We start from the raw sequence: 18490 nt of genomic DNA, 5'->3' as shown, positions 1-18490 counted from the left end.
CCCCATATTTATTTTTTTACTTTTAAATTTTTTAATTCCAATTAACTGTTGCCTTCATAAAACTCGCGTAACTACCATATTCTGGAGTAATCACTGAGATGATCTTATTTTTTTCACCATATCCACTAGTTTCCGTACCAATCTTAACTAAACATTCCAGGCCATTTAGTTCTGAAATGGATTTAATTTTACGGGCAAGATTTGCTTCTTCTCGATCATCATGAGGATAGATATTGCGAGCTGATTCCAAAATACTCCTAATCATCGAACGACCCATTTCTCCCCAGACATCTTCTCCATTTTCGTTGAGTCTACTTCCTTGAATACCAAAGATTTGATAGATCTTACGTTTTGAGTATGGTCCTTCTACCACAGTAAATTCGAGATTTAAGTAAATGCTGCCAGTATTTTTACTTTTCGTGAGTAAGCCATTTGGTTCATGGCCTCCAGGACAAATTTTAACCAATACTTTTACTATGGTACCCGCTGGTATTAAACTACTTCTTGGTTTAGCAGTATTAAAATCAGTTAAAAACTCTGTTAGCATATTGTTCCCCATAAATTAAGTAAAAAAAAGAATCAGCTGCTCCATTGGTCTACAAGCTTCCAACGGCCATTTATCTTATCGACAAGCTTGCTTGCCACACGTTCACCATTACGCAGTTCAAATACTATCTGACGTACAGTACTTTCTTCATCATGAGAAAACATCACCATGCCAGTACTATAAAATCCCCTCAAAGAACCAGCACCGCTTAAACCCTGAAATGGATCTTCTTCCAGCATCTTTTTCGATAATTTTTTTGTATGATGAGTGAGTACAATACAAGCATCTGGATTGACAGCACTGCGCAGCTTTTCAAGAGTCTTTTGCAGAAAAAACAGCATAGCACTATTATCATTTTCATTTCCATACTCGCTGCTAAAGATGTTACGTAATGGATCTATGGCCAAAACATCAGGTTTAAAGCGTTCATTCACAATTTCCTTAATTTCACTCATTTCATCATGATTAAATGATAAGTGCACCTTTGGCGTAATGATTAAGTTGTTAGCAGCTATATCCAAAAGTTCCTCATCAAGCTGAAGTTGTTGCAAACGTTCTTTCATATATTCATATTCAATTTCAGTTTGCATGTAGAAAATTTTCAAAGGTCTATTTGGTGTCATACCGAGAAATGATCTACCAGCAGCCATGTAAACAAGCCAAGAGATCAAAAAGTCGCTTTTGCCAATCTTAGGAGGGCCACCAAATACTAACAAACCTCTTTTAGTTAGAATTCTTGGTGAGATTATATCCTCTGGTATTGGCGTTTGATCATTCAAGTATTCTTTCACACTGAAAAAGGGAATTTTTTGACCGATATTGAAAAAGCTTTGTTCCATATTACTCCTTTTAAAATTAAATTTAGGCAACAGAAGCCAAGGTTTTGGCTTTAATTTTCGCAAGTAATTTACCCAAATGAGGTTCTTCAACCATATTCAGGCAGCCACTGCGATCTTTAGCAGGGTATCCCCAAGTATTAATAGTCTGACAGACAAATGAGCGAACCTCTGTACCATCATCTTTCTTAATTCCAACCATACTGATTACTTCATCAACTATCCCAGGAATTTCACTAGCAGTTTTAGCACCTTCACATTGAGGTAGCCAAGTTGGACGATTGCAGTCATCAAGATATTGACCTAATGTTCCAACTATTATGATGTCTTTATCTCTGATATGTTGAAACTGATTGAGCCAAGCCATCATCTCTTGAGCAAGCAACCCATAAGCAGCTCTTTTATCTTCTTTTCCTGATCTATCAGAAAAAGCTTCAGGTTGCATTCTTGCCCATAATAGACATAAACGTGAGGCAACGGTTATACTATCTACAAAGATGCATCGGTATTTAGAAACTTCAGAAAGAAGATCTTTATACTTGCCAGATACATGTTCATGGTGTCTTTGGCTGTATGCTTGATCAGATTTTAGTGCAGGGTTTGGCCCACCAATAAGACAAGCAATATCTCTGGCCTCATTCCAAGTGCGCATATTGATAGAATCCCCTTTCCAGTCTTGTACAGCTAAAAGTCCTGCTTCAAAATCAAGACAAAGTGTTGGTTCATTCAAAGTTTTAAGCAGACTGGTTTTGCCGATTCCATAAGGTCCAAAGATTACTAACTTTACACCTGTTACTATTTTTACCCTTTCTTTGCTGTTTATTATTTTTAAAGTCATATATCGCGGCCCTCCTATAAGAGTTATACTAGAACTGTTACTTGTTGTTTGATTTGCTAAAAAAAAATTTTTATGTGCCGTCTTATTCGTTGCAAAGTGTTATAAACTGTTGTGCGTGGTATTCCATTTATTTCAGCTATTTCTGGAACACTGAAAAATTCCAGTTGTCTGCATAGTACTTGCCATTCTTGGGGTAGTGTTGAGATAACATCGTTCACATCAATACGAGTTGTGATTTCAGTGATAAAACGACATCTATCATCAACTACTTCATGTAGATCATCAGGATCAACATAGAATATACCTTGTCTGCCACCACGTTTTTTACAGAGTTGCTTATTGATTAAATTAATAGCTCTACACTTAACAAGTTGACATACAAAGGTAGAAAAAGAGCTTCTACTTTCGTCATACTTCTCAATAGCAGGCCAAATCATACAGAAAAGTTCTTGCTCAATATCTTCAAGACTTTCATGCGCAAAACACTTTAAGTTCTTTATACATTTTGCGTAATGTCTAACGTACTTGACAATTATGGGATCAATTCCTGAGTAAGAATTCTTTGATTTCATTGAAGCTCCTTGAATAACTAACTGTCAAGGATGACCTTTATAGACGGTTAATTGCAGGTTCAGAGAAATTTAAATAATTGTGGTACGATTTTTAACCTATTGATATTCGCTTGCTTTTTTTTGAGAATAATTGCGGTAGCATTTAAAATAATGTCGATGTAAACATTAGCCTTCAAAACTTGAATAACTCTTATATAAGGTTATTTGTGGTTTTATTATGAATATCGATTCTAAATCTTTAAATGATAAAACAGAACTATTGCTTAACATAAGATCTTGCCTTTTCTACCTTTTGCCAAGAGGAACTTTTCGTGGTGATAAGTTTTACGTAGGTGATGTGCATGGTAACAAAGGAAAAAGTCTGGTAGTAGAATTAAGTGGCAGTAGAGCTGGGTTATGGAATGATTTTGCAACTGGAGAAGGTGGTGACATTATCGACCTTTGGGCAGCTGTGCATAGAAAGAATGCAAGGACAGAGTTTCCTGAGGTAATAGCTTCAATAAGTGAATGGCTCGGAAATAATAAAAAATACAGAGAGAAACAATATGTTGATGAAGACTTCGAGAAATTTATTACCCACAGTTGGAATTATTATGATGAAAATGGCCAGGTAATTGTAAAAGTTTACCGTTCTGATCCTCCAGGAAAGAAAAAAGTATACAAGCCTTTTGATGTCAAACAATCTAAGTTTGCAGCACCAGAGATAAGGCCACTCTACAACATTCCAGAAATCTTAAAGTCTGATAAAGTTATTCTGGTTGAAGGAGAAAAATGTGCAGAAGCGCTGATAGAACAAGGAATTGTAGCTACAACAACAATGTCTGGAGCAAACGCAGATGTTGATAAAACAGACTGGTCGCCCCTAAAGGGTAAACATATTATTATATGGCCAGATAATGATGAAGCAGGTAATAAATACGCAAAAAATGCTGAAAAAAAGCTTTTAGAGATCGGAGTTGAATCACTTGTTATTCTTAATATTCCACAAAATAAAACAAAAGGCTGGGATGCTGCTGAGTGTGTGTTAGAAGGAATAAGAGCTTCTGAGTTTATTGAAAGGAGGTTAAAGAAAAATGATAAACTCAATATTTTAGATTGGAATCTCAGCCGTTATTTAGGTGAAGTACCAACACAAAAGTTCCTAGTTGAAGGGTTATTTCCTTTAGGCGTTACTTCAATAGTAGCTGCTATGGGAGATACAGGCAAAGGAATGCTACTACTTGATTTAGCTCTCAAAGTTGCAAGTGATACAGATCAGATCTGTGGTTTTGGTTCGCTTGTAAAAGAGCACGGATCAGTGGTAATTTTTTCAGCAGAAGATGATGCAGATGAGATACATCGTCGCTTAGAACGTCTTGATCCTGAAGGTAATAGAGCAAAGTACCAGGATCGTGTATTTATTGTACCTATGCCAAACACAGGAGGACCATTTTCTATAATAAAAACCAATACGCGTGGTAAATGTCCTGAAACTTCAGAAAAATTTGAAGGTATTAGCGAACAATTAAATGCAATTGAAAATTTAAAACTGATTATTTTTGATCCATTAGTATCGTTTGTTCATGCTGATATAAATTCAGATCCAGAACTTGGGTGGTATTCAACAGGATTGCTTGCAAGTTTGGCAACTGAAACAGGAGCGACTGTAATTGCTGCACATCATATGAGAAAACCTAAATGTGGATCAATTACAACCGTAGAACAAGCAAGAGATGCAATAAGAGGTACAACTGCACTTGTTGATGGAGTTAGATGCTCTTTTGCATTATGGCCTGCACCAGTAGAGCATCAAAATTCAGTGTGTAATACACTAAAGCTTGAAAGAACTCATAGTAAAATTTATCAGGGAGCAGTGGTTAAGTCCAATGGGGCAGCAGACAGAAGTGTAAGAACTTATTTGCGTTCATCAACAGGCTTACTAGAAGATATATCTGAACAAATTAATGCTATTAAGTCCTCTGATGAAGAGTTAAAAAATATACTTATTCACTACATTAAACTTTCAGCCCACGAAGGCCATCCATTTACGCATACAGGTGGTCCTGGAGTTTTCAAGCAACGGCATAAATTACCACCCATGTTTCATAATGCTAGCAGACATAAACTTGAACGTTTAGTACAGAGTTTGCTAAATGAAAATAAGATAGTAAAAGGTATGGCTGCAGATTCAAAAGAAGATAAGTGGCTTGATGTTCCAACTGGTCCTTTTGCAAGAGGTGAAGGTAAATTTAAGCTGGGTGCAGGGAAATTCAAAGTTGCTAATAGTCTTTAAAAACAGTTTACAGCCATCAGCATAAATCTGCTATAATAAAAGGTTAATTACAAACTTGAAAAAACTTTTATTTAAAAAATGGGTCATACAAAAAGCATTTAAGCCAAACTGGGAATACAAATTTCGCAACTATAGGCAAGCTTGATGTATTTCATTACTTTGGCTAGGCCGATCTGAGTTTTATAGTTTCCGTGATTTCCGGCAAAATTTCAAAATAAGGAAACAGAAATATAATACACCTAAACCATTGAAATTCAGTATTTTTATCCATTTAATATCTATAAGACTTTATCTTTCCATTTCCAAAAGACTTAATGAATCAGATCGCCCTAGAACCCGCTACAGTAGCTAGCTTTCCACTTTCCGAAAATCTTATATATTATTATAATATGTAAATAACACTATACATATATATATACTAATAACAAATAATAATAAACAATATGAAAATATAATGAGGTTAACTAGAATTAAAGTAATGCTTAGGGAGTGAAGAAAAAAGAAGTTAGGGAAACTGGAAAGGTCTTAAAATATTCATAAATACAAGAAATAGCTTTTAATGCGGATTTAGAACGATTCTATGACTTTGGGGTACAATTTACCACCAAGACCTAAGTTACTTACGGGAGAGTAGACCGGCGGAACTTCCCCACCAGTCTCTCGCAGAACTGTGCATGAACCTCTCAGCTCACACAGCTCCCATTATTTAGCCTTTTGATCCTTGTCCTAGTTCCCAGTGGTAGAAAATATTTGGAGACCTTTTTCTCACCTTTCCTAGAAATTGGCTCGCTAGTCTTCCATGAGCTCGAAGTTTCTTATATTTTTTCCTAGCCCACTTTATTAGGTATCTCTCTATATTTCTGAGAGTTGGATGCATCTCTGATTTATAAAACCTGCCATAATACTGAAACCAGCCTCTGACTATGGGATTTACTTTCTTTGATATCTCCTCCATGGTTGTAGATGTTTGCCTGTGTATTTTCCATGATTTTATAGCTTGGTGGATCTTTTTCTTGGCTTTGTTGCTAATTGCAGGCATAAATAAGACTCTATAACCCTTAACTTTGTTCTTTGCTAACCTAGGTCTAAAAGTGTAGCCTAGAAAATCAAAGCTTTGTTTGGGAAATTCGCCCTTCCTGTAGTGGTCCTTACAGTACACTATTTGTGTCTTCTCAGGATGTAGTTTTAGCTTATACTCAGCCAATCTTTTTCCGATCATTACCTTGATAAATTCCGCCTGCTTCTGAGTTTTGCAGTGTACTATCGCGTCGTCTACATACCTCTCAAATGGCATGGTTGGATAGTTTTGTCTCATCCACATATCAAATACATGATGCATAAATATGTTCGAAATTATAGGGCTTATCGAACCTCCTTGCGGAACTCCTTTATCCCTAACTACCTTACTACCATCTGCTTGCTGAATAGGGACTTTCATCCACCGTTCAACGTACAGTATGACCCATTTGCAGTCTGTATGCTTCTTGATTGCTTCCAATGCTAACTCGTGATCCAAATTGTCGAAAAATCCAGATATATCCAGATCTACCGTCCAATCATTCTTCCAGCATCTCTTGCAAGTCGTACTTACCGCGTCCAGTGCAGATTTGTTTGGTCTATAGCCATACGAATCTTCATGAAACTTCTGGTCTACCAACGGCTCAAGATACATTGTGGCAGCTGTTTGTGCTATCCTATCTGTTACTGAAGGGATGCCTAATATTCTCTCTCCTCCTGTAGCTTTTGGTATTACAACAGCTTTTACTGGCTCTGGAAAATAACTTCCGGATGACATCTGATTCCATAATTTGTATAGATTATCTTTTAGATTTTCCTCAAACTTTGTTATCGAGACCCCATCTACACCTGCCGCTCCTTTATTTTTCGATACTTGTTTATAAGCTTTCCAAATAAGTTGCTTTGGTATATCAAAAGACTTTGTTTTATTCATTAACTCCTCCCTTTCGGTTGATAAATAATTAAAACTAAATAACTCAGCCCCTTCGCTCCATTTCCATTACAGAAACTTCTTCACTACTACGAGCTGATCCGTCCCTGTTTTTCGCATCGGTACTCTCACCCTCAGAGATCAGCTCTTTGGATTTCTCCCTTATCATCGAAACGACAGGTTCCCGCAGTTCCACACAATAGCCTGAAATAGATTCATGCCACCTCTATGCCGGACGCCACCTACCCAGTAAACAAGCTCCCGATAGGTTTATCCCAAGTGAATTCTACGCACCTGGTTTTGACATCATCGCATTAAGTTTCGACACGTGTTCAGTGGTTCACTTTCGTTCATCTCTCTATTTCACACATGACACATAATTGTGCCTTTTCCATAACGCTCACTACCTTGGCTCTTTACCAAAGCAGCTTATGGTTGTTTGAAGCCTGCTCTTGTAAACTGGCTTCAAGGGGCCCACCCTCATCTGTTGCGTAGCTTTTGCACTCAGCTTGTTCTTTTCTGAACAGTCTTTGTGTCTCTACGGCACACTAGAATAGCTTAAAACTCAATTAAGAGGCATTTCTAAATTGTTTTTTACTTTTATGAAATTTAGCTCTAAGTTTTTACACTTTTTTGATCAAGACTTTTCTTTTCTTCCACCAATTTATCAAAGTCTGACTTATATGACTTATCCTGTGTTTTTCTAAATACCTCATATTCTTTTGTAGCTAGGGCAATTGCTACTTCATGAGAGGTTTTGCCATAATTCTGTAATATATCTTGCTCATTAAATCTTAAAAATGCATCGAGTTTCTCTTTCCAATCCTTCATATACATTACTTTACCCCTGGCAGCTTGAAACTCTGCGTAATCTATATACATATTTACTATTCTGTTTAGCTGAGCAATTTCATTTTTATCTAAATAGTTTTTTGCTACTTGCGTGTCAGAAAGAAAGATTTTTCCCTTAGGCCCCTTACGCCAATTTGTTAATCCCATATTAGGTTTACTTCTATCCACTCTGTTAGCAATAATTTCTGCTGCTGTATTTCCAGTAATAGCAAAATGCAATTTATTCTGCACTATAGCAAAGAAATTTTTTGTTTCAGTTGAACAGCTTGCATAGTCTACTGAAGTTGCATAAATGTCTGTGATTTTCTGATAAGCCATACGCTCACTTGCACGAATTTCTCTAATTTCTTCAAGCAACTCATCAAAAAACCGAGTGTCAAATCTAGAGCCATTTTTAAATCTATTGCTATCAATCACGAAACCTTTGAAAATATACTTCTTTAGCTTATCAGTTGCCCATGTGCGAAAAGCAGCACCACGCTCTGAATTGACACGATAACCAACTGATATCACAGCCTCTAAATTGTAGAAAACCACATCACGTTTTACTTCTCTTTCTCCCTCTTTTTGAACTATCGAGGATTCCTCGGTAGTTGAGTTTTTATCTAGTTCTTTACATAGATAAATGTTTTTTAGGTGCAATGAAATATTATCAGTTGAACAGCCAAATAACTCAGCCATATGTTTCTGAGTAAGCCATAGATTTTCATTTTCAAATCTAACTTCAATACATACCTTTCCATCATCTGTTTCATAGAATAAAATTTCATTATGATTCCTGTTCATACACTTCCTTTAACACCCTTTGAAAAGCAAATAAAAAGTACTACTAATGATTAGATTGATATAAGTAAACTTACTCGTAAGTTTAACATTTTTTTTATTCATTGTAAAGAAAAAATTTATATGAAGGAGAAAACTCACTTTGCAACAGCTTTCATAAGTTCCTTGTATCTCTCATCTTTTTTTATTGAGTGTTCCCAGAAAACCTTTAAATTAGCTGATAGCAAGAGAAACAAAGTGTTTGCTAAGTTGCGTAATTGAGAAGAAATAACTTAACTCAAACAAAAAAAATTTAGTGCAAATCAAATTTCCAACCTCATTTCTAGTATATATCTGTTAAGAGGTAGTTGAAAGAGCTACTATAACGTAGACAACCTTAATCCATATACTTCTTAGGAGTAGCACATGATTCTCGAATTTCCGTTGTTGGCCAACAAAAAAACTATAAACCGCTTTTTGATAGTACGTTCGAGGAACCAGACGATATTTTGGAATCAGTGCTACTTATAGTTTTAAATAATGTCAATCCTAACACTGGACCTCGGTAAACAGACAGGCTGGGCAATTCTAACAGATGGAGTAATTGAAAGTGGGAGCAAAAGTTTTCATGGTAGCCGTTTTAGCGGAGGTGGCATGTGCTTCTTGAATTTTCGTAATTGGCTCAATTCTTTGAAAGACATTTCTGCAGTGTATTTTGAGGAAGTGAGAAGACATCTAGGAACTGATGCAGCGCATTGCTATGGCGGTTTTCTCGCAGTTCTGTCTGCTTGGTGTGAAGAGAACAATATTCCCTACCAAGGTGTTAATGTTAAAACTATCAAACGCTTTATAGCAGGCAAAGGCAATGCAAGTAAGAGTGAAGTTATTGAAGCGATACGTGAAAAAAGTTTTTCACCTAGAGATGATAATGAGGCCGATGCTTTGGCATTAATGTTCTATATTAGTAAAGATATTAATAAGACGAAAAATCCATAAAAAGTGGGTCCTTTCAGCCAGAATGGCGGATTTGGTGGGTCAGACCCCAGGCCTTCTTTAGCGTCAGAGATATTTTGAATATTAACTTTTTAATTATTAAGATATGAATTTAGCAATCCACTACTATCCTACTCGAAACCTAGTTGAATATGATCGTAATCCACGTAAAAATGACGATGTGGTCAACAGAATGTGTGCTTCAATCAGGGAATTCGGCTTTCGTATTCCAATAGTTGCAAAAAGCGATGGAACTGTGGTTGATGGTCATTTAAGACTTAAAGCAGCAAGAAAACTTGGTATGGAGAGTATTCCAGTGGTCTTAAGTGATAATTTAAATGAACCACAAACCAAAGCTTTTCGATTACTGGCAAATCAATCAGCTAATTGGGCAAAGTGGGATGATGATCTTTTGAAGGTGGAAATTCAAGAATTAGAAGATTTGCAGTTTGACCTAAAAATGACAGGATTTGAGCTAGAAAAAGTTCAAAACTTTCTTGATGATTTAGATGGTGAAGAAGAAGATCTTTCTGACTTAGTTGTTGATGACAAAAAGGTAGAAATAACAAAGCCAGGTGATCTTTGGATTTTAGGTGATCATAGAATCTATTGTGGTGATAGCTCTGTAGTTGAATCATATAAAGCGCTGTTAGATGATAAAATGGCAGATATTACTGTTTGTGATCCTCCATATAACGTTGATTATGGTAATAGCCAAGATAAAAAGATACTAAATGATAATCAAGGTGAAAAGTATGAGCTTTTTCTCTATGATATTTGTACTCATATTTTAGCATATACGAAAGGAGCAATTTACATCTGCATATCATCATCAGAGTTTTCAACGTTGCAAAAAGCATTTGAGGAGGCAGGAGGAAAATGGTCAACATTTATCATTTGGGCAAAGAATCATTTTACACTAGGCAGGTCTGATTATCAAAGACAATACGAAGCAATGCTCTATGGATGGAAAAGGGGCAATAAACGTGAGTGGCATGGCGGTAGAAATCAAAGTGATCTATGGTTTTATGATAAGCCAATACATAACTCACTGCACCCAACAATGAAGCCAGTAGAGCTAATGGAGAAAGCAATAGTTAATAGCAGCAGACCTGGGGATACTGTACTTGATCCATTTAGCGGTTCTGGAAGTACGCTGATTGCATGTGAGAGAACAGGAAGAATTTGCAGAACAATAGAGCTAGATTCAAAATTTGTAGATGTAACCATAAAACGTTGGCAAGTATATACCGGAAGAGATGCCATTTTAGCCAGTACTGGTAAAACTTTTGCAGAAATTCAAGAAGAAAATTCGTAAAAAAGAGCAAAAAGAGAGGAGGAAAAGAGTGGAAAAAATCACGCAGACGGAATGGGCAAGAGAGATAGGAGTATCAAAGCAATATGTCTGTTATTTAGTAAAAAAAGGAATAGTTGAGTTGGAGGATGGTTTGATCAATAGAGAACAAGCAAATGAAGCGGTGGCAGCAATAAGAGATCCAAGTCAGCCACTGAGGAGGAAAAATCCAGAAAACGAAAATACAAATAACCTTTCTACAATGTTGCTAAAAACGCGAATAAAAAATGAGATGGAACGTGGTAAACTGCTTGAGGCAAAAGCTAAGGCTGAGATTGGTGAACTTGTAGCAGTAGAGGAAGTAAAGCGCGATGCATTTAATGTAGCAAGAGTTGTCCGTAATAATTTGCTTAATATTCCAAATAGGGTTTCAGCACTGCTTGCATCACTGAGTGACACTGAAAAGATTCATAAGACGCTAACTGAAGAGATTACAAACTCACTTGAAGAATTATCTAACGCTAAATTTTAATAATGTCTGCTAAGTTAAGTTTAGAATTAATAGAGTGTCTCATTAATCAGCCAGGAGTAGATGTAAACGTTAGAGGATTAAATGGAAGGACACCGCTGCATTATGCAGTAGAAATTAACGAGCTTAGTATGGTTGCACTCTTACTGAACAGGAAAAATATTAATCCACTGATCGCTGATGATGATGGTAAAAGTGCGCTTTCTTGTGCAAGAGAAGAAATATTACAAGCACTAATCAATCATAAATATGGATCAGAGGGAGATAGCTTACTTCACTTAGCTGCGATGTTGAATGAAGCAAATGCTGTAAGGTTTTTACTCAACAAAGGAGTTAATGTTAATGAGCAGAATGCTTTACTACATACACCATTACACTTAGCGGCAGGAGCTGGACATGAAGAAATAGTAGAAATTTTAATTAGAGAAGGAAACGCGGATAAGGATGTTCTTGACGTGAGAAATCATGCAGCAATTCATTATGCAGTGAACAACAAGAAGCTAGAAGTAGTAAAATTACTTTCAAATCTTGGTGCGAATGTCAATATAGCTGGTAGCGGCAGAAATGCAATGAAATTATCTTCTTTGCACGTAGCTATAAGTAGTAGTAATTACGACGAAAGGGACTTATGTTTAGATATTGTAAGATGCTTAATAAATGTTCCTAATGCTGGGGTTAATTTACAAGATTATGAAAATAAAACACCTCTACATTACGCTGAAAGACTTAAAACAATAGAAGTTTTACTAACTCGAGAAGATATAGATCCTTTAATTAAGGATGATAATGGCAAGACACCATTTTGTTATGCAAAAGAAGCAAATAGATTAGATATAGTAAAGATTTTAGCAAGTAATAGATACGGAGCTGATAAAAACAGTTTGCTTCATTTAGCTGCCAGAAAAGGATATGAAGACCTAATAGACGGTATTCTTGGTGAAGGAGTTGAAATAGATGCTGTAGATGAGAGTGGAAAAACGGGAATTTATGTTGCTGCAAAGCATGGTCACTTTAACGTAGTAAAGTTGTTGCTAAAGAGAGGAGCAGATGCCACGGATGTTTTTCAGTATGCAATAATAACGAACAACGCAAAATTAATAAAATTACTGAGCAAAGAGAAGGAAATAGTGTTATTTGGAAGACAGAAGAACTTTCCAACATTTCATTTATTGAGCAATAAATATTTTGAAGAAAGGAAAATAGCAGACAAAAAAATAAAGAAATATACCAATATCATCTGTGTCACTATAACAATATGCGCAATAGCGATAGTAGGAATTTACCCTAACATTATAGCTGCGGTAATGGTGGGAATAGTTGCGCTCATAGCTGCAATAACAATGAGTAATTTAACTCAGAAGTACATAGAAGAAGCACTTGAAAAGAAAATGTTTATTGAACTCGAAAGTGAGAAAACAAGTGAGTGCAGTTCTATTTTAAGTGATGTTGAAGTATCATCTAATGATGGTGAAGAGGTAGCAATATGATATACGCTACATCTTTTTCTGAAGGTTTAAGACCAGATCCAGAGCTTAAAGTATCAGAGTGGGCAAATGAGTATCGAGTTTTAGCAGCAACTGCAGCATCAGAGCCAGGAAAATGGAGAACAGAGAGAACTCCTTATTTAAAAGAAATCATGGATTCACTATCTCCGTCCTCACCAGCAGAAAAAGTAGTATTCATGAAAGGAGCACAGATTGGAGGAACAGAAGCAGGAAATAATTGGATTGGCTATATCATCGATCAAACGCCAGGGCCAATGCTAGTAGTACAGCCAACAGTTGAAATGGGAAAGCGTTGGTCAAAAGGAAGATTTGCGCCACTTATTGAAAGTACACCATGTTTAAAAAGTAAAGTAAAAGACCCAAGATCAAGAGATTCAGGAAATACTGTACAAAGTAAGGAATTTCCAGGTGGAATAGTAGTAATAACTGGAGCAAATAGCAGTGTAGGACTCCGATCTATGCCAGTAAAATACCTCTTTCTTGATGAAATAGACGCCTATCCAGGAGATTCAGGTGGTGAAGGAGATCCAGTGCTGCTCAGTATTGCTCGAACTAATACATTTGCAAGGCGAAAGATTTTTTTAGTATCAACACCAACGATTCATGGAATAAGCAGAATTGAGAAGGAATTTGAAGCAACAGATAAGAGATATTTTTTTGTACCATGTCCATATTGTAATTACTATCAAGTTCTAAAATGGTCACAAATAAAATGGGAAGATAAAAATCCAAATACAGCACACTATATGTGTATAGAATGTGGTGAAAAGATAGAAAATCATCAAAAGACAGAGATGCTTGAGCGTGGAGAATGGAGGCCTACTAATAGAGTAAAAGGTGAGAAAAAAGGATTTCATCTTTCAAGTCTTTATAGCCCGGTTGGCTGGTATAGTTGGCAACAAGCAGTAGAAGATTTTCTCCATGCAAAGGAAAGTGAACAATTACTGAAAGTTTGGATAAATACTACGCTTGGAGAAACCTGGGTAGATAAAGGAGAAGTACCAGACTGGAAGCAATTATTTAACAGAAGAGAATTTTTTCCCGTAGGCACAGTACCAAAAGGCGAAGTAGTTCTCACAGCAGGAGTAGATGTCCAAAAAGATCGTTTAGAAGTAGAAGTTGTAGCATGGGGAAAAAGTCGTGAAAGTTGGTCAATAGACTACCGAGTATTTGAAGGAGATACAGGAAGTAGAGAAGTATGGAAAAAGCTTTCGGAGCTCCTCAATCATCATTTTATCGGTGAAAATGGGCTTGAATATATGATAAGCATGATGGCGGTAGATGCTGGATATGCAACGCAAGAAGTATACAACTGGGTAAGAGGTCATCAAGGATCTGGAAGAGTAATGGCAGTCAAAGGTGTAAATAAAGCACTAGTGCCACTGAGCAGCCCAAGTAGAGTAGATATAACAGTTGGTGGTCAAAAGCTAAAAAGAGGAATAAAGCTCTGGCCAGTAGGAGTATCGATATTAAAGTCAGAGCTTTTTCAATTACTTAATATTTTGAAAGAAGAAGAGGGAAAAGCTCTACCTGGATATTGTCATTTTCCCGAGTATGCACCTGAATATTTTAAACAGCTAACAGCAGAGCAATTAGTCAGCAAGGTAGTAAAAGGATACACCAAACAAGAGTGGCAAAAGGTAAGAGAAAGAAATGAAGTACTAGATTGCCGAGTTTACGCAAGAGCAGCATCGATAGCACTGGGAATAGACAGATGGCCAGAGAGTAAATGGAATAGTTTAAGTGAAAAACCAGAAAGTAAAAAACCTAAAAAAGTAAGACAGAGTAAGTGGCTTGGTAATCAAAATGTACAGTGAAAAATATTTAACTCAAGTTGAGAAAGCAATTCAAAAACTGCAAAGCGGAGAAAGAGTTGTCTCAATTGCATATGGTGACCATGTTGTGCGGTACGGGGAAGTTCAAATAAAGGATTTATTGGATCTCAGGCAACGAATAAAAGCGGGGTTAAAAGTTGCAGGCATGAGGCCAAAGAGGAAAATTGTTTTTTCAACGAGTAAAGGAATTTTATAAATGCTGCTCAAAACCTTCAAGCAATTATTTAACAAACCAAAGATAAAAAGCTCAGCGTGGGATGCAGCAGGCTCAGGAAGAAGATTTTTTCACTTTCAACCAGAGTTAGGAAGCATAAATAATTTACTTTCTCAGAGCCTTGGGCACTTACGTAGCCGCTCTCGGGATATGGTAAGAAAAAATCCATATGCAGCAAATATAATTGATACAATAGTAAGTAACTCTATTGGAATAGGAATAAAACCGCAATCAAAAGCAAGAGATGGAGAATTTCGGAAAAAGGTGCAAGAATTATGGCTGAAATGGACAGATGAAGCAGACAGTAGCGGAGTAAGTGATTTTTATGGATTACAAGCTCTAGTATGCAGAAGTATGATAGAAGGTGGAGAGTGTTTTATACGCCTCCGACATCGAAAACTCGAAGATGGATTTTCTGTACCATTGCAACTTCAAGTATTAGAATCAGAACATTTAGATAACAAAAGCAATCAGACTCTTGCAAATGGCAATATTATTCGTAGTGGTATTGAATTTAACCGACTTGGTCAAAGAGAAGCATATTACCTATTTAAAGAACACCCTGGTGAAGGCTCGTTTGGTGAATCAGTGAGAGTGCCAGCAAATGATGTTTTACATATTTATAGACCATTAAGACCTGGGCAAATCAGAGGAGAGCCTTGGCTTTCTAATATACTGCTGAAGCTTTATGAGCTTGATCAATATGATGATGCAGAGCTGGTGAGAAAGAAAACTGCAGCAATGTTTGCTGGATTTATTACGAGACTCGATCCAGAAGCAAATATCATGGGAGAAGGTGAAGCAAGTGAGCAAGGAGTAGCACTATCTGGCCTGGAACCTGGAACAATGCAGCTTTTAGACCCAGGAGAGGACATAAAATTTTCAGAGCCATCAGCAGTTGTGTTAAAAGTCAATAGAAAAAATGAAAAAATTTCACCTAGTGGGTTGGTGTATTCAGAATTTATGAAGCGGTTTATTAACATAAGAGAGGCTAAATGTTACTAAAATCACTAAAACAACTATTCAACAAATTACCAAAAACCAAGAGCTTGGCTTGGGATGGAGCAGGTTATGGAAGAAGGCTAATGTATTGGCATCCAGAGAGAGGTAGCATAAATAGCTTACTTTCTAATAGCCTTGAAACATTACGCAGCCGCTCTCGTGATATGGTGAGAAAAAATCCTTACGCTGAAAATATTATCGATACGATAGTGAGTAATTGCGTTGGGACAGGAATAAAGCCGCAATCAAAAGCAAAAGATGCTGAATTAAAAAAGAAAGTCCAGGAATTGTGGCTTCATTGGACCGATGAAGCAGATAGCAATGGAGTTAGTGATTTCTACGGACTACAAGCTCTAGTATGCAGAGGTATGATTGAAGGCGGGGAATGTTTTGTACGCCTCAGAAACCGTAAACCTGAAGATGGTCTTTCTGTGCCATTGCAGCTACAAGCGCTTGAGTCAGAACATTTAGACAACAAAACCAATCAAACACTTGCAAATGGTAATATTATTCGAAATGGTATTGAGTTCAATAGACTTGGGCAAAGAGAAGCATATTACCTTTTTAGAGAGCATCCAGGAGAAAGCATAATTGGAGAATCAGTTCGTGTGCCAGCAAGTGATGTACTTCATATTTATAAACCACAAAGACCTGGGCAAATAAGAGGAGAACCATGGCTTTCTAACGTACTTTTGAAACTTTACGAACTTGATCAATATGACGATGCAGAGCTAGTTAGAAAGAAAACTGCGGCAATGTTTGCGGGATTTATTACACGACTTGATCCTGAAGCAAATATTATGGGAGAGAGTGAATCAAATGAGCATGGAGTTGCGTTATCAGGACTTGAACCAGGAACTATGCAACTTTTAGATCCAGGTGAGGATATTAAATTTTCAGAACCATCTGATGTTGGTGGAAGCTATGAGGCCTTTATGAGACAGCAGCTTAGAGCAATTGCTATTGGTATAGGAATTACCTACGAACAGCTTACAGGGGATTTAACCAATGTCAATTATTCATCTATTAGGGCAGGATTGATAGAGTTTCGTCGTCGTTGCTCTATGTTACAACATAATATCATGGTATTCCAATTTTGTAGGCCTATATGGAATAGATGGATTGAACTTGCACTTTTATCTGGGAAAATTTTTGCAAACGATGAGCAGACATTAAAAGAAGTAAAATGGATACCGCAGGGATTTGATTGGGTGGATCCTTTAAAAGATCAACAAGCACAGCAAATGGCAGTAAGAAATGGATTTAAGAGTCGATCGGAAGTAGTATCAGAAATGGGTTACGATGTAGAAGAAATTGATCAAGAAATAGCAGAAGATCAAAAGCGTGCTAATTCTTTTGGACTTTGTTTCGATTCTGATGTTAACCATAAAAGGGAAGGAAGGTGATGTGGATAAATAAGCCAATAATGGTAGAGAGAAGAAGCTTTGAACTACTATCATTATATAACAGCAAACAACCTATCTTTAAGAACTCAAAGTATTTTCATATAAACCCAAAAGGAATAGCAATAATACGTATTTATGGAGTTTTGACTAAAAAAACAGAAGCTTTTGATCATATTTTAGACATGACTTCGTATGAAAATATTCATGAAGAGATAGAGAGTGCTTTAGAAGATAAAAGCATAGAGATGATTCTACTTGACATAGACAGTCCAGGAGGGGAAGTAAACGGTGTCTTTGACCTAGCTGATTTTATTTATGAATCAAGAGCAAAAAAGAGAATTATTGCAATAGCAAATGATGATGCATATTCTGCTGCATATGCTATAGCCTCTAGCGCTGAGAAGGTATTTGTGAGCAGAACTTCTGGTGTTGGCAGTATTGGAGTAATAGCAAGTCATATAGATCAAAGTAGGTTTGATGAAAAGCAAGGTATTAAGTACACTACAATCTTTGCTGGTAGTCGAAAGAATGATTTAAACCCACATGAGCCAATGACGTCTGAAAGTCTGGGAAGCTTACAAAAAGAAGTAGACCGACTATATGAAATGTTTTTGCAGCTAATAGCAAGGAACAGAGGTCTTTCAATTGAAAAGATTCGATCAACAGAAGCAGGGCTATATTTTGGGGAGAAAGCAGTAGAAATAGATCTTGCAGATGGAGTTACAACATTTTTTGAATTTATCAATAATCATAGGAGTGTTAGTATGACAACTAATGAGTTAACTGAGGAAGGCTACGAGAACTGTCGTAGAGAAATTTTAGAGATAATAAGATTATGTAATATATCAAAGATGCCAGAAAAGATAGGAGAATTTATTGAGCAGGGCGTAAGTGTTGAGCAAGCACGGGAAGTTTTAATGGAACTGCTAGCAGAGCGAACGAAGAAGACAGAAATACTGAGTGCAATACCACAGAATTCTCCGGAAGATTTGATGATGCAGGTAGCAAGAAGTCGTAGGAGTTAAAGTATTTTTATAACCGCCGCGTACAATAACTACAAACATGGCGGTAAAACTAAAGGAAAA

At 36.7% G+C, this 18490-nt stretch carries 16 protein-coding genes and 1 pseudogene; 10 read left to right on the top strand and 7 right to left on the bottom strand.

What is annotated here, in order from left to right; genetic code table 11:
* Positions 1 to 31 precede the first annotated feature (31 nt).
* From ABWU65_RS00375 to ABWU65_RS00360, 4 genes are read right to left on the bottom strand one after another with little or no spacing between them, the layout of a single operon-like run.
* Complete coding sequence (locus ABWU65_RS00375; RefSeq protein WP_353280620.1) at positions 32 to 547, bottom strand: hypothetical protein; 516 nt, start codon at positions 545 to 547, stop codon at positions 32 to 34.
* A gap of 32 nt (positions 548 to 579) precedes the next feature.
* On the bottom strand, positions 580 to 1386 hold the full coding sequence (locus ABWU65_RS00370) for an AAA family ATPase (RefSeq protein WP_353280036.1): 807 nt from the start codon (positions 1384 to 1386) through the stop codon (positions 580 to 582).
* A 22-nt stretch (positions 1387 to 1408) separates the two neighbouring features.
* On the bottom strand, positions 1409 to 2221 hold the full coding sequence (locus ABWU65_RS00365) for an ATP-binding protein (RefSeq protein WP_353280034.1): 813 nt from the start codon (positions 2219 to 2221) through the stop codon (positions 1409 to 1411).
* Between the two features lie 56 nt (positions 2222 to 2277).
* Positions 2278 to 2793, bottom strand: coding sequence for an RNA polymerase sigma factor (locus ABWU65_RS00360; RefSeq protein WP_353280032.1), 516 nt, complete (start codon positions 2791 to 2793; stop codon positions 2278 to 2280).
* Positions 2794 to 3010: 217 nt separating this feature from the next.
* Between ABWU65_RS00360 and ABWU65_RS00355 the strand changes: the two genes are divergently transcribed.
* Positions 3011 to 5065: an AAA family ATPase gene (locus tag ABWU65_RS00355; RefSeq protein ID WP_353280031.1), complete on the top strand. Its 2055-nt coding sequence runs from the start codon at positions 3011 to 3013 to the stop codon at positions 5063 to 5065.
* Positions 5066 to 5771: 706 nt separating this feature from the next.
* Here the strand turns inward: ABWU65_RS00355 and ltrA are convergent.
* The 3 genes from ltrA to ABWU65_RS00340 all read right to left on the bottom strand — a co-directional run bounded on the left by ltrA (position 5772) and on the right by ABWU65_RS00340 (position 8651).
* Positions 5772 to 7016, bottom strand: coding sequence for a group II intron reverse transcriptase/maturase (gene ltrA / locus ABWU65_RS00350; RefSeq protein ID WP_353280030.1), 1245 nt, complete (start codon positions 7014 to 7016; stop codon positions 5772 to 5774).
* Between the two features lie 43 nt (positions 7017 to 7059).
* Entirely contained in the window at positions 7060 to 7182 is a 123-nt protein-coding gene (locus tag ABWU65_RS00345; protein WP_262986403.1) for a hypothetical protein, read from the bottom strand.
* Between the two features lie 446 nt (positions 7183 to 7628).
* Positions 7629 to 8651: a virulence RhuM family protein gene (locus ABWU65_RS00340; protein WP_172758862.1), complete on the bottom strand. Its 1023-nt coding sequence runs from the start codon at positions 8649 to 8651 to the stop codon at positions 7629 to 7631.
* A gap of 516 nt (positions 8652 to 9167) precedes the next feature.
* Here ABWU65_RS00340 and ABWU65_RS00335 point away from each other — a divergent pair.
* The 9 genes and pseudogenes from ABWU65_RS00335 (at position 9168) to ABWU65_RS00295 (ending at position 18430) form a co-directional block, all read left to right on the top strand.
* The gene (locus ABWU65_RS00335) at positions 9168 to 9623 is read left to right on the top strand and encodes a crossover junction endodeoxyribonuclease RuvC (RefSeq protein WP_226080673.1); all 456 of its coding nucleotides are present in this window, start codon (positions 9168 to 9170) and stop codon (positions 9621 to 9623) included.
* A 103-nt stretch (positions 9624 to 9726) separates the two neighbouring features.
* The gene (locus ABWU65_RS00330) at positions 9727 to 10938 is read left to right on the top strand and encodes a DNA modification methylase (RefSeq protein ID WP_353280027.1); all 1212 of its coding nucleotides are present in this window, start codon (positions 9727 to 9729) and stop codon (positions 10936 to 10938) included.
* A gap of 28 nt (positions 10939 to 10966) precedes the next feature.
* Positions 10967 to 11446, top strand: a complete 480-nt coding sequence (locus tag ABWU65_RS00325) for a hypothetical protein (protein WP_353280026.1) — start codon at positions 10967 to 10969, stop codon at positions 11444 to 11446.
* Between the two features lie 2 nt (positions 11447 to 11448).
* Positions 11449 to 12930 carry an ankyrin repeat domain-containing protein gene (locus ABWU65_RS00320; RefSeq protein ID WP_353280024.1) on the top strand — a complete coding sequence of 494 codons (1482 nt, stop codon included), beginning with the start codon at positions 11449 to 11451 and terminating at the stop codon, positions 12928 to 12930.
* Positions 12927 to 14765, top strand: a complete 1839-nt coding sequence (locus ABWU65_RS00315; protein WP_353280022.1) for a phage terminase large subunit family protein — start codon at positions 12927 to 12929, stop codon at positions 14763 to 14765. The genes ABWU65_RS00320 and ABWU65_RS00315 overlap by 4 nt, the downstream gene beginning before the upstream one ends.
* On the top strand, positions 14755 to 14979 hold the full coding sequence (locus tag ABWU65_RS00310; protein ID WP_264687029.1) for a gpW family protein: 225 nt from the start codon (positions 14755 to 14757) through the stop codon (positions 14977 to 14979). The genes ABWU65_RS00315 and ABWU65_RS00310 overlap by 11 nt, the downstream gene beginning before the upstream one ends.
* Positions 14980 to 15897 (top strand): annotated as a pseudogene (locus ABWU65_RS00305) (phage portal protein); the annotation flags it as partial.
* A 95-nt stretch (positions 15898 to 15992) separates the two neighbouring features.
* A complete protein-coding gene (locus ABWU65_RS00300; protein ID WP_353280021.1) occupies positions 15993 to 17405 on the top strand; it encodes a phage portal protein in 1413 nt (470 codons plus the stop codon).
* Positions 17405 to 18430 (top strand): S49 family peptidase, encoded by a 1026-nt coding sequence (locus ABWU65_RS00295; protein ID WP_353280020.1) that lies wholly within the window; start codon positions 17405 to 17407, stop codon positions 18428 to 18430. The genes ABWU65_RS00300 and ABWU65_RS00295 overlap by 1 nt, the downstream gene beginning before the upstream one ends.
* Positions 18431 to 18490 lie beyond the last annotated feature (60 nt).

Origin of the sequence: Wolbachia endosymbiont (group B) of Silvanus unidentatus (genome assembly GCF_964028615.1) — a bacterium.
In the GTDB taxonomy this organism is placed as follows: Bacteria; Pseudomonadota; Alphaproteobacteria; order Rickettsiales; family Anaplasmataceae; genus Wolbachia.
This window is presented reverse-complemented; position numbering and strand designations above follow the sequence as displayed.